General features: G+C 71.5%; 10 protein-coding genes. 5 read left to right on the top strand and 5 right to left on the bottom strand.

Annotation, left to right across the window (positions count from 1 at the left end):
* The first annotated feature begins 21 nt into the window (after positions 1-21).
* Both H4696_RS04655 and H4696_RS04650 read left to right on the top strand, forming a co-directional pair.
* Positions 22-1,263 (top strand): MFS transporter, encoded by a 1,242-nt coding sequence (locus tag H4696_RS04655; RefSeq protein WP_143264952.1) that lies wholly within the window; start codon positions 22-24, stop codon positions 1,261-1,263.
* Positions 1,264-1,345: 82 nt separating this feature from the next.
* Positions 1,346-1,903: a DM13 domain-containing protein gene (locus H4696_RS04650; RefSeq protein ID WP_086857005.1), complete on the top strand. Its 558-nt coding sequence runs from the start codon at positions 1,346-1,348 to the stop codon at positions 1,901-1,903.
* Positions 1,904-1,935: 32 nt separating this feature from the next.
* Here H4696_RS04650 and H4696_RS04645 read toward each other — a convergent pair whose 3' ends face one another.
* Both H4696_RS04645 and H4696_RS51130 read right to left on the bottom strand, forming a co-directional pair.
* Positions 1,936-2,787 (bottom strand): formate/nitrite transporter family protein, encoded by an 852-nt coding sequence (locus H4696_RS04645; RefSeq protein ID WP_086857006.1) that lies wholly within the window; start codon positions 2,785-2,787, stop codon positions 1,936-1,938.
* 187 nt (positions 2,788-2,974) lie between these two features.
* Complete coding sequence (locus H4696_RS51130) at positions 2,975-4,243, bottom strand: vanadium-dependent haloperoxidase (protein ID WP_086857007.1); 1,269 nt, start codon at positions 4,241-4,243, stop codon at positions 2,975-2,977.
* Positions 4,244-4,369: 126 nt separating this feature from the next.
* Between H4696_RS51130 and H4696_RS04635 the strand changes: the two genes are divergently transcribed.
* Positions 4,370-4,966, top strand: a complete 597-nt coding sequence (locus H4696_RS04635; protein ID WP_086857008.1) for a gamma carbonic anhydrase family protein — start codon at positions 4,370-4,372, stop codon at positions 4,964-4,966.
* A gap of 16 nt (positions 4,967-4,982) precedes the next feature.
* Here H4696_RS04635 and H4696_RS04630 read toward each other — a convergent pair whose 3' ends face one another.
* Positions 4,983-7,667, bottom strand: coding sequence for a glycoside hydrolase family 9 protein (locus H4696_RS04630; RefSeq protein WP_086857009.1), 2,685 nt, complete (start codon positions 7,665-7,667; stop codon positions 4,983-4,985).
* A 282-nt stretch (positions 7,668-7,949) separates the two neighbouring features.
* Between H4696_RS04630 and H4696_RS04625 the strand changes: the two genes are divergently transcribed.
* Entirely contained in the window at positions 7,950-9,284 is a 1,335-nt protein-coding gene (locus tag H4696_RS04625) for a glycoside hydrolase family 6 protein (protein ID WP_192782995.1), read from the top strand.
* Between the two features lie 65 nt (positions 9,285-9,349).
* On the opposite strand, the gene H4696_RS04620 is transcribed toward H4696_RS04625, so the two are convergent.
* A complete protein-coding gene (locus tag H4696_RS04620; protein ID WP_192782071.1) occupies positions 9,350-9,886 on the bottom strand; it encodes a helix-turn-helix domain-containing protein in 537 nt (178 codons plus the stop codon).
* 62 nt (positions 9,887-9,948) lie between these two features.
* Here H4696_RS04620 and H4696_RS04615 point away from each other — a divergent pair, with 62 nt between their 5' ends.
* Positions 9,949-10,794 (top strand): alpha/beta fold hydrolase, encoded by an 846-nt coding sequence (locus tag H4696_RS04615; RefSeq protein WP_192782070.1) that lies wholly within the window; start codon positions 9,949-9,951, stop codon positions 10,792-10,794.
* Between the two features lie 3 nt (positions 10,795-10,797).
* Here H4696_RS04615 and H4696_RS04610 read toward each other — a convergent pair whose 3' ends face one another.
* Positions 10,798-12,294 (bottom strand): arabinofuranosidase catalytic domain-containing protein, encoded by a 1,497-nt coding sequence (locus H4696_RS04610; RefSeq protein WP_086862554.1) that lies wholly within the window; start codon positions 12,292-12,294, stop codon positions 10,798-10,800.
* Between the last annotated feature and the right edge of the window lie 60 nt (positions 12,295-12,354).

Here is a 12,354-nt window from a genome sequence, read left to right as displayed (position 1 = left end):
GGCGGCTGCGAACGTGAGCGCATGACGACGAACCGCCTGCGCCGGGTCGCGATGGACACGCGGCCGCTGGCGGACCCCGTGTTCCGCCGGACCTTCGCCGGTCAAGGCGCCGCGGTGGTCGGGACGATGGTCACCGAAGTCGCCGTGCCGGTGCAGATCTACGACCTCTCGCACTCGTCGTTCGACGTCGGTCTCGCCGGGCTGGCCGGGCTCGTCCCGCTCCTGGTGTTCGGGCTCTACGGCGGCGCGGTCGCCGACGCCGTGGACCGGCGCCGCCTGTACCTGGCCTCCTCGGCGCTCACCTGGACAGTCACCCTCGCGTTGCTCGCCCAAGCGGTGGCCGGACTCGGGTCGGTGCCGCTGATCCTCGCGCTCGTCGCCGTGCAGTCCGGCGGCTTCGCCGTGTCCTCCGCCGTCCGCGGCGCGATCGTCCCGGCTCTCGTCCCGCCCGGCCTGGTGCCCGCGGCCAACTCGCTGAACTACACCGCTTCGACGGTCGGACAGGTACTGGGCCCGCTCGTCGCGGGTGGGCTTCTCGTTCTCCCGAACGGGTTTTGCTACGCCTACGGCGCCGACGCGGTGTTGTTCACGGCCGCGCTCTACGCCACCTTCCGGCTCCCGGCCCTGCCCGCGGCGGACCCCGTCGGCCGCCCCGGGCTGCGGTCGGTCCTCGACGGCTTGCGCTTCCTCGCCGGCCGCCGGGTCCTGCTGATGTCGTTCCTCGTCGACATCGCCGCGATGGTGCTGGCCATGCCGACCGCCTTGTTCCCCGAGGCCGCCGAGACGCGGTGGCACGGCGGAGTCGGGTTGCTGTACTCGTCGATCGCGATCGGCTCGGTACTGGCCGGGGTGTCCAGCGGCTGGATCGGGCGGGTGCGCCGCCAAGGCGTCGCTTTGACGGCAGCGGTGGCGGTCTGGGCCGGTGCGGTCGCGCTGGCCGGGCTCGCCCCGAGCTTGTGGCTGGCGGTGGCTTTGCTGATCGTCGCCGGCGCGGCCGATCTGGTCAGCGCGGTGTACCGGCAGACGATCCTGCAGACCGCCGTCCCCGACCGGATGCGCGGCCGCCTGCAGGGGGTGTACACGGTCGTCGTCGCCGGCGGTCCCCGTCTCGGCGACCTCCGCGCCGGGATCATGGCCTCGGCGTTGCCGCTCGCGGTGGCGTGGTCCGGAACCGCGCTGCTGTGCGGGGTGCTCGTCGTGGCCGGAGCGGTGTCGGTGCGGTCGTTCTGGCGCTACACGCCTCCTGGCCGTAGGCCGTCGTAAGAGATCGGTAACCCCGCACGGTGGCCCGGCTGGGCGATTCGTCCCGTTGAATGAGCAGCGCGCACGACGGAGGAGGAATGCGATGAACGGCACGCGGCGCCTGCTCACCCGGTCCCGGGTGCTCACGGTTCTGGCAGTGGGCCTGGTCGCGCTGGTGGCGGCCCTGTACTGGTTCCAGCCGTGGCAGCTGTGGGTGGACGAGACGGTGCAGGAAGGCCTTCCGCCCGCCCCGCCGAAGTCGCAGGCTGCCGCGCCCGTGGCGGAGTCCTCGGCGCCGGCCGAGCCCGCCGAAGTCGCGACCGGCACGTTGATCAGCCACGAGCACCGGACCACCGGCACCGTCCGGGTCCTGCGCGCGGCCGACGGTTCCCTCGTGCTGCGCCTGGAAAACCTCGCCACCAGCAGCGGCCCCGACGTGCATGTCTGGCTCACCGACGCGCCGGTGAAACCGGGCAAGGACGGGTGGGACGTCTTCGACGACGGCAAGCACCTCGACGCGGGCAAGCTCAAGGGCAACAAGGGAAACCAGAACTACCCGCTGCCCGCGGGCACCGACTTGGCCGCCTACACCAGCGTGAGCATCTGGTGCGACCGCTTCGACGTTTCCTTCGGCGCCGCGAAACTGACCGTGCCCGCCTGACGCCGGCCGGCCTCAGGCGGGCAGGAAACCGCTTATACGGACGCGGGTTCGAGCGCCTCGCCGACCGGGCGGGGTTCGGCCGCCGGGGCGGGGGTGCCGCGGCCGAGGAAGCCGTAGCCCGCGCCGAGGAGCACACCGCCACCGACGAGGTTGCCCAGACCGACCAGGACCAGGTTCATCGCGAAGGCCCCGAACGTCGCACTTGGGACGTCCTCGAACATCCCGAGCGAGAACACCGTCATGTTGGCCACGACGTGTTCGAAACCGGAACCGATGAAGGCGAGCAGGCACCAGAAGATCAGCGTCAGCTTGGCCCCGTCCGACTTCGTCCGCGCGGCCATCCAGACCGCGAGGCAGACCAGGAAGTTGCACAGCACGCCGCGGAAGAACAGCATCGCGCCGGACTCCGCGGCCTTGGCCTTGACCGTCGACGCCAGCAGCGCGGCGGCGGGCGCGACGTGCCCGGGGGTGGCTCCGGCCTGCAGGATCCCGCTTTCGTGGACCAGCCAGGCGAACACCACCGAGCCCGCCAGGTTGCCGACGAACGATCCGACGATCACGGCGAACCCGGCACCCACGCCGCGGCGGCGGGCGAACATGCCCTGCACCATCGTCATCATGTTCCCGGTCGAGAGCTCGCCGCCGGCGAAGACCACCAGCGTCAAGGCGATGCCGAACACCAGTCCCTGCACGAGCTTCGTCCACGGCGACTGCGCCGCGTTGAGCGGCCCGGTCACGGCGAGCAGCAGCACCACGGCGATCCCGATGTAGGCGCCCGCCAACGCCGAGCTCAGCAGGTACCGGCCCGGCCGTCGCAGCTCGGCGATCTTGCTTTGCGCGGCTTCCGCCTGGAGACTGAGGGCTTCGGAAATCGGAACGGGCACGTTCACTCCTTCTGGCGTATCGGCTGTGGCAATCGGACGATCGCTTGCCCAGTCGAACCGGCGCCGAGGACGTGCCGGTGACGCCGGTATCACGCTCTCGTCACCGGAATCGCACACGTGAGTGTGCACCGCGTGAGCCCGCGCATACGTCGCGAAAAGGACGCATCGGTTTCCGAGCGCGAACCGTCTACAAGGGACAGCTTCCGTGGTGTGTCGGGCCGCTTCGCTTCAGCAGCCGGGTGGCGAGCACTTCGGCCGCGACGCCGTGGCCGATGGCCAGACCCGCCTGGTCGCTGAATTCGAAGTGCTGCCCGCCGAATACGCGCGACCGCCCGGCTTCGGCAGCGGCCGCGGAGAAACCGGGGTAAGTGCGTGCCTGGCCGCCCGGTGCCGTGTCCGTGGTGAGGGTGAAGGGAATGTCGTCCGCGCAGAAGAACCCGGCGAGCACGGCAGCCGCCGCGCCGCTGTAAGAACTGTGCCCGGACGGGTATTCCGGTGTCCCGCCGGCGCTGCCGGCCCGTGGGGCCCAGTTCGGGTTCGCTTGTGTGGACGGGTTGCCGTCGGTGTCCGCCTCGTGGATCGCCGTGGCGGGACGCCAATGGCGGTAGGTGAACTTGGTGCCCACGGTGGGAACCGTGGTGTCGGCCAGCGTCATCGTCAGCAACGCCATGAGGCGTGCCGAGCTGGGCAACGGCAGGCCGTGGGACACGGTCAGCGCGATCTTCACCCACTCGCCCGGCGGCTGGTCGGTACCGGCGGGCACGGACCAGAACTGGAAGGTGGCGAGCTTGTCGGGGGCGGGGATCCCGGCGTCGCCGAGCAGCGCGACTTCGGCGAAAGCGGCGGCGTAGTCGAGACTGGCCAAGGCCGGCGGCGGACCCGGGATGTACCCGGCGGGGTCGGCGACGGCGAACGGGCGGACGTCGCGGTACTGCGCGCCGGACCACTCGGCCCGGAACACCCCGGGGCCGGAGCCGGCGGGCTGGCTCTGCACCGGGACCGAGCCGTCGTCGGCGCGGGCGGCCACCACCCGGTCGGCGACCTCACTTCCCCAGCGCACCCCCGCGTCACGCTGCCGGCCGGGACGCAGGCCGGCCAGGTCGGACTGGAGCTGTGTGTCGTAGCCGGCGGTCCGGTCCGGGTCCAGCCGGACGAGGATGCCGTGTGCCGCGGCGACGGCGGCGGCCTGGGGATCGGCGCCGCGCGGGCCGGGGCCCGGGATCAGCGCGGGGGCGCGGGCGGGGCCGGTGAGCCCGTTGACCGCGTCGTAGACGGCGACGTTGAGCATCGCGTACGTCCGGGCCGCGTCGGCGTCGGTGGCGCGGGTGGCGCGGACCGCGGCCAGCGCGAGCTCGTTCCACACCCGCACGCTGTCCAGCCGTGGCGCGGCGGCCGCGGGCGCGCTCACCCCGAGTCCGGCCAACCCGATCACCAGGATCAAGACGATCTTCTTCACGGTCTGCCTCCCGAGTCCCCCGAGAACGACGGTCCCATCGTGTCGTGGTTCCGGCGGCCCGGCGACGGCCACTCGAGGGCGACCCGGCTGGGCCGAACGGCGTCCGGCCCGGGGTAGCGTCGGGCCATGTTGATCGAACATCGGGGCCGGCGGCCCGTGGTACCCGAATCGGCGTACGTCGCGCCGTCTGCGGTGCTGTGCGGCGGGGTGGTGCTCGGCGAGCGGGCCCGGGTCCTGCACAGCGCCGTGCTCAGCGCGGAGGACGGCGACATACGCACCGGCTCGGACGTCGTGGTCATGGAACACGCGCTGGTCCGCGGCCGGGCCCGGCATCCGGTGGTGCTCGGGGACGCGGTGCTGATCGGGCCGCACACGCACGTCAACGGGGCCACCGTCGAGGACGAGGTCTTCGTGGCGACCGGCGCGTCGCTGTTCCCGGGCTCGGTCGCCGGCGCCGGTGCCGAGCTGCGGATCAACAGCGTGCTGCACGTAAATTCGCGGCTCGAACCGGGCGCGGTCCTCCCCATCGGCTGGATCGCCGCCGGGGATCCCGCCGAGCTGTTCTCCCCGGACCGGCACGAGGAACTGTGGGAGCTGCAGCGCACGTTGGACTTCCCGGGCACGGTCTACGGCGTTCCGAGGGGGACACCGATGCGCGAGATCATGTCCCGGCAGGCGCGGTTCTACGGTGCCCACCGGGACGATCGGACGCTCGAAGACTGAACGGGGCGGCTGGAGATCAGGGTTCGACGCCCCAGCTGAGGGTCCCCGACTGGTAGGCGGTGGTGGTGGCGAGGTCGGTGAACGACGCCGCCGTGCGGAAGCTGTAGTCGTCGGCCTGGTTGAAGGCGGTCCAGTCGGACTTGGCGACCCGGATCTGGACCTCGCCGGTGGCGGCGCCGGCGGCCAGGAAGCCGCCGGTGAAGCCGAGTTCGACGTAGGCGTCGGCGCCCGGGCGCGGTGAACCGAGCTTCACGACGCGCAGGGTGACGTTCGCGCAGCCGGCGACCGCGTAGTCGCACCAGATCTGGTAGCCCGGGTTGGTGGCGTCGCCGGTGAACCAGTAGCGCGCGGTGACGCCGGTCAGGGCGACGGCTGTGCTCCCGCGGTTGACGACCTGCAGGCTGGTGCGGATCTGGTTGTCCGTCGCACCGCCGCCGGCGTGCTGCTGCACGGCCAGCGTGCCGGTACCGGGGTCGCCGCCGCCGGTCGTGGTGGTGACCGACACGGGGCCGCCGGCCGGGGACCGGTTGCCGGCGGCGTCGCGGGCGCGCACCGAGAACGTGTACGCCGTGCCGGGAGTCAGGCCGGTGACCTGGTAGCTCGTGCTCGTGGTGGTGCCGACCGTGGCACCGGCCGAGTTCAGCACGTCGTAGCCGGCCACGCCGACGTCGTCGGTGGCGGCGGTCCAGCTGAGCCCGACGGTGGTGCTGCCGGCGGTGGCGGTGACCCCCGTCGGCGCGGACGGCGGCGTGGTGTCCGCTGTGGACTGTCCCGGCTCGGTCCCCCACAGCACCGCGGAACCCTGTGCGAGCACCAAACGCGGGTCGTCCGCCGGTGCGGTGCCGCTGGGGGCGAGGCCGGTGTGCGACCAGTCGTTGGCGGGGTCCCAGGTGCCGGTGCTGGAGATCCGGAACTGCACTTCCTTGCGGTAGCGGGACTGACCGCCCGGGGCGACGCCGCCGGAGCACGGCACCTCGACGTAGTACACCTGGCCGGAGAACTGGTGCACGGACGGCGCGTCGCACTGGTTGTACGCCGAGGTGACCGAGATCTGGGCGGGCGTGGTGGCGCCGTCGAGGGTGAAGTAGTAGCGCAGCGAACCGGTGAACGTGCGCGCCGGCCACGCCGACTTGTTGAGCACGTACGCCTTGATCTCGGTGAACGTACCGCCGTCGGGCTGGTTCAGCCCGCCCTGCGCCAGGATCTCCGGGCCGTCCGGGGTTTCCTTCGGCGGGAAGCTCGCCGACGGCGTACCGCCGTATTCGCCGTAGAGGCGAGCCAGCGCGCTGGTGAAGCCGGCGTTGTAGTCGAGGGCGACCTCGTTCATCGTGTAGTTGCTGCGGTCGTCGGTGTACGCGTCGTTGGCCGAAGTGGGGCCACCGACGAGTGCGCCGTACAGGGTGTGCCGGCTCTGCGCCGGGTCGGTGATGTTGTCGTCCCAGGAGCCGTGCGCCGTGCGGTGGTGCGGATTGCGCGGCGGGCTGACCCCGAACCCGACCTCGAAGCTCGCGCCGCGCGGGTTGTCGCCGAGCGCGTAGTCGATCTGCCGGACGCCGAAGGCATGGTACGTCGCCGCTCGAGTGGGATCGTTGGCACGCAACCAGTCCGAGTAGGTGAGCGCCACGAATGCCGTATTCGCCGCGTAGCGCAGGGAACCCCATTGGTCGAGCACGGCCTGGCCGCCGGGCGAGTAGGGCACGCGCTGGCCGTTGACACCCGTGGTCCACCAGTCCAGCCAGCGGTTGGCGTCGGCGACGTACTCGGAATCGCCGGTGAGCTGGGCGAGCAGGACGTAGGCGCCGTAGGACTTGTCGTCCCAGGCGAGCGTCCAGCGGTAGGAGCGGGTGGTGGTCTGCGGTTCGGTGGCCAGCTTCTCGTATTCGGTACGGGCCTTGGTCAGGTAGCTCGAGTCGCCGGTGGCCTTGTGGAGCCAGATCGCGCCCCACACCAGCTCGTCCTGATAGCCGCTCCAGGACTTGTAGAAGTTCTGCGCGTCGGTGATGCAGTTCGAATAAGCGCCGCGGTGGTCGTCGGCGAACGAGTACAGCTGCTTGGCGTGGGTGAGCAGGGTGGCCGCGTACGTCGGGTCGTCGGCCTTGAACACCAGCGAGCTCGCGGCCATCTGCGCGGCGCCTTCGCCGGCGAGGTCCGAGCCGGGGCAGGAGTCGTCGACGCGGTAGGCGGGCCGCGCCATGGCCATCGTCTCGGCCGGGCCCCACCACTTGTGGTCGTCGTCGCCCTTGCCGACCTGGCCATAGAGCACGTCGGGCTGCGGGTGCGCCTTGATCAGCCAGTCGTCGCCCCAGCGCAGGTTCGACAGCAGGTACCGCCACTGGCCGGAATCCTGGTAGGCGGCGCGGTTCTCCAGCGCACCCCAGGCGAGCATGGTCATGCTGAACTCGAACGGCAGCCCGAACTTGACGTGGTCACCCGCGTCGTAGAACCCGCCGGTGAGGTCCACGCCGACGTCCTTGCCGTCGTCGAGCGCGGACGGGCCCCGCCAGGACACGCGGTTGTCGGCGGGCAGCGCGCCCGAGCGCTGGGCGTCGTAGAACCAGACGGCTTTCTGCAGCGCTTCGCCGTAGTTGAACTTCCCGGCGGCGGCGGGACTCGCGGACACCGCCGGGGCCACCAGCACCGCGCCGAGTACGAGCAGGGCCACGATCGCCCGGGACATCGCGTTCGTCAGTGAACCGCGCACTCCGCCTCCTCATTGATGGGAGCGCTTCCAGAGCGGAAGGGTAAGGAGCCGGATCGGCTGTGTAAAGCACCGGCGGCCGCACTGGACGGTTCGGCGGCGTGCGGCTACGCCGTCCGCCGTAGCCGCGGCGGTTCCCGGCGTACGGCGAGCCCATTCGAACGACTCTTCCCCACGGCGACTTCCCGAGCTAAAGTGCACGTCGCCTGGGAGCGCTCCCATTCCGTGCACCGGTGGTTCAGGCCACCCAGCCGTCCGAAGGAGAAGTGCATGCGAAGCAGGGCAGTGGCAGCCGGCGCGCTCGCCGCGCTGGTCGCGACCGGCGTCCTCACCACGGTCACGTGGGGTGACGCGCAGGCCGCCGAATCGGCGTTCTACGTCGACCCGAACACCAATGCGGCCCAGTGGGTCGCGGCGAACCCCGGCGACTCGCGGGCCGCGGTGATCCGCGACCGCATCGCCGCGGTACCGCAGGCGCGGTGGTTCACCACCACGAACACCTCGACCGTGCGCGGCGAGGTGGACTCCTACGTCGGCGCGGCGGCCGCCGCCGGGAAGATCCCGATCATGGTCGTCTACGACATCCCGAACCGCGACTGCGGCGGGGCGAGTGGCGGCGGCGCGCCGTCCCACGACGCGTACCGCGCCTGGATCGACCAGGTCGCGGCGGGCCTCGCGGGCCGGCCCGCGGCCATCGTGCTCGAACCCGACGTGCTCGCGCTCATGACGAACTGCCAGAGCGGCGACCAGCAGAGCCAGACCACCGCGTCGATCGCCTACGCGGGCAAGAAGCTCAAGGCCGGCTCGGGCCAGGCCAAGGTGTACTTCGACATCGGGCACTCCGCGTGGCTTTCCGCGGGCGACGCCGCCGCGCGGCTGCGGGCCGCCGACATCTCGAACAGCGCCGACGGCATCTCCACCAACGTGTCCAACTACCGGGCGACCGCCGACGAGATGTCCTACGACAAGGCGATTCTCGGCCAGCTCGGCGACTCGCGGCTGAAGGGCGTGATCGACACGAGCCGCAACGGCAACGGCCCGCAGGGCAGCGAGTGGTGCGACCCGGGCGGCCGCGCGATCGGCAAGCCGAGCACCGACCAGACCGGTGACGGCCAGATCGCCGCGTTCCTCTGGGTCAAGCCGCCGGGCGAAGCGGACGGCTGCATCGCCACCGCCGGCCAGTTCGTGCCCCAGCGCGCCTACGACCTCGCCGTCGCGGCGGGACCGGTCACGACGACGCCCACGACCCCCGGCACGAGCACGACGCCCACCACCCCCACCACGCCGACCACCACGACCCCGCAGCCGTCCGGCACCTGCCACGTCACGCACCGGGTGGTCAGCGCCTGGACGAGCGGGTACACCGGTGAAATCGTCGTCGAGAACCGCGGCACGCCGGTCGACCACTGGACGCTCACCTTCACCGCTCCCGGGGTGACCGTCAGCCAGGGCTGGAACGGCACCTGGACCGACACCGGCGACGTCGTCAAGGTCGACAACGCCTCGTGGAACGGCAGCCTCGCCACGGGTGCGACCGCGACGATCGGCTACAACGCCGGCTACAGCGGCGGCACGCCGCCCTTCCAGGCACCGACGCTGAACGGCGTCGCCTGCTCCTGAGTCCGCCCACCCGAAACGCCTCCCCGTAAGGACTTCTCCTTACGAGGAGGCGTTTTCGCCGCCGTTCAAGAGTCCGTGGTAGCCGCCGGGAAGAGGATCGGGCTGAGCAGGTAGGGCACCCGGCCGGGCGCCGGGCCCTCGGCGGCGAAGTCGCGCAGGACCCCGAGCATCCGGCGGACCAGCTCGGCCCGTTCGTCCGGGCTGAGCCAGAGCACGCCCTGCCGGTAGGACACCCCGTCCGCGACCGGGTCGGCGCCGTCGCGGTCGAGGTAGGCGTTGAACTCGGCGATCAGGACGGCCGCGGCGACCGCGAACCCGCGGCGGTGCTCGTCAGGTCCCATCGCGGCCGCCTCTCCGGCGCCGATCACCGGCCGGTCCTGGCGCAGCCGGTACCGGCGCTCCACGGCGCCGCGCACCCGGTGCTCGCCCGCCACCTCCAGGAAACCGCCCTCGACGAGCAGGGCGATCTGCCGGTACACGGTCACTTTCGCGACGTCGGGCAGGCGGGCGCACACCTGCGACGTGGTGAGCTCTCCCCCACCGGACAGCGCGTGCACGATGCGCAGGCGGACGGGGTGCAGGAGCAGGTCGGCGGTGTCCACGACTCTACTATTTCACATGAGATACCATTATCATAAGTGAAAACGTAGGTCGTGGAGGAGCCATGCGAACTGCCCACGGACGCCAGGTGCCCACGTCCGGCCGGACCGTCTACGTCGAGGAATCCGGACGGGGGCCGGACTGGGTGGTTTTCGAGGCCGGCGCGGGCTGCGGCCGGACCTGCTGGGACCCGGTACTGCCGGCGCTGGCGGGCGCGGCCCGGTCGGTGACCTACGACCGGGCCGGACGCGCGCTCAGCGGCCGCACGACCCGGCAGCTCGGCGTGGACGACCTGGCGGCCGATCTGGTCGCGCTGACCGAGACGGTCGTCCCCGGCGAGTTCGTGCTCGTCGCGCACAGCATGGGCGGACTGGTCGCCCGCCGCGCGGCCGAGCGCCTCGGCTCCCGGCTGCGCGGGCTGCTGCTGGTCGATCCCCTGCCGGAAACCGCCCCGGTGTACGACACCTGGGACCGGACCACCGCGAAGGTCGACCGCATGCTCGCCGTGACGCAGCCGCTGAGCCGCGCCCGCCCGCTGGCGCGGTTGCTCAGCGGCAACGTCCGGCGCCTGTTCCCGGCCGACACCTACCGGACCATGCTCGCCGAGGACTTCACCCCGGCCGGGATTGCGCAGACCCGGCAGGAGATGCGAGCGGTGGCGGCCGCCATCCCGGAGTTCCGGGCGCGGCCGCCCCGGCTCCCGGGCTGCCCGACGATCGTGCTGTCCGCCACCCGCGCGGCCAAGGGCCGGGAGCGCCAGAACGCCGCCATCCGCGAGCACCAGCGCCGCTACGCGGACAGCCTGCCCGACGGCCGCTTCGAAGAGGTCGACTCGGCGCACTTCATCCAGGCCGAGCAACCCGAGCTCGTCGGCTCCCGGATCCGGGAGCTCCTCGAAACGGCCACCTGAGGCCTACGACGAGAAGGACCAGAGCTGGCAGGTGTTGTTGAGCCACATCCACATCTGCGTCTTGGTGCCGTTGGCGGTGCCGCAGTTCTGGTCGTCGAGGACCATGCCGCTGTTCTCCACCACCAGTTCGTAGCGCCCGTTGCCGGCCGGGATCACGGCCCATTGCTGGCACTTGTTGCCGAGCGACTGCCAGAGGTTCGTGGCGGTGCCGAGCGCCAAGCCGCAGTTGACCGCGTCGAGCACCTTGCCCGCGTTGACGTTGGTGATGGTCCACTTGTTGGCACCGACGCTGGTGAAGCGCCACTGCTGGCAGGCGTTGTTCAGGTTGTCCCACAGCCGGACCGCGGTGCCGTTGGCGGTGCCGCAGTCGGCCGCGTCGAGCACCTTGCCCGCCGCCAGGTTCGTCAGGCGGTAGGTCGCGCCGTTGACCGGGAACGGGACGCTCTTGGTGTAGCCGACCGAGACGATGTTCGCCTGCACCGCGTTTTCCGTGGCGTCGGAGGGGTAGCCCGAGGTCATCACGCCCTCGAAGAACGAGCCGACCGAACCGTTGCTGTTGTCGCCGCCGATGCCGAGGATGATGGCGCCCTGCTTGGTCATCGGCTGGTAGCCGCCCTGCGTGGGCAGGGATCCGTTCCACCGGGTCGCGAGGCCGCCGGACTGGGCGTCGCCGTCCTTGATCGCGTACGTCGAGGTGCCGTTGTTCTTGGTCACCGCGGTGACGAAAGCGCTGCCGCGCCCGGTGTTCGCGGTGTTCGAGCCGTTGCCGCCGGCGAACAGGCCGTTCTCCAGGTCGGACATGACCTTCGGGGCGGTGCCGCTGCACGGCGAGAACCAGCACAGGGTGCCGAAGTAGATGGCGTCCATGTCACCGTTGCCGGTGTCGTTGTTGTTCGTTTCGGCGTTGCCGTAGTCGAAGCAGCAGCGGTCGTTGGTGTGCGTGCCCTCGGTGACCATGTACATGCCCTCGGGCGCACTGCCCGTGGCGATGCCGTTGGTGTTGTTGTTGCGATAGCCGTTCCCGGCCGAGATGTAGACGCCGTAGACCTTGTGGCCGCCCGCGGTCACCGGCAGGGCCGCGGCGTTCGCGCCCTGGTCGGCGGTGGGGTTGGCGCCGCCGCCGGGCGCGATGGTCAGGTCGTTGTGGCGCGCGGTCTGGTCGTAGATCCGCACGATCGTGCAGTACGTGCCCGAGCAGAACGAGTCCTGCGCCGCGGCGTTCGCGTACCCGCCGGCGCTGAGCACGCCGATGTTGGCGGTGGCGCCGTCGGACCAGCGGCGCACCTGGTAGAGCGAACCGCCGTAGGCGCCGAACAACGCGCGGGTGGTGCTGTGCGCGGCGACGCAGGGCGTGCCGCCGGACGCGTAGATGTCGCACGGCCCGGTGCCGGCGGCCGCGGCCGTGCCGGTCGTGGCCGCCAGGGCCGCGCCGGTGAGCAAAGCGGCGGCTCCGGCCGCGAGCAGTTTCCGCCAGCGCTGCCGGAAAACCTGAAAACTCATTGCTGTCTCCTTTCGAGGGCGTGCCAGAACTGGCCGTCGTGGTGGAGAACGGCGGCCGGA

It is taken from the genome of Amycolatopsis lexingtonensis, assembly GCF_014873755.1.
GTDB lineage: Bacteria > Actinomycetota > Actinomycetes > Mycobacteriales > Pseudonocardiaceae > Amycolatopsis > Amycolatopsis lexingtonensis.
Note: the sequence above shows the minus strand (reverse complement) of the source record. Positions and strands in the feature narration are given on the sequence as shown.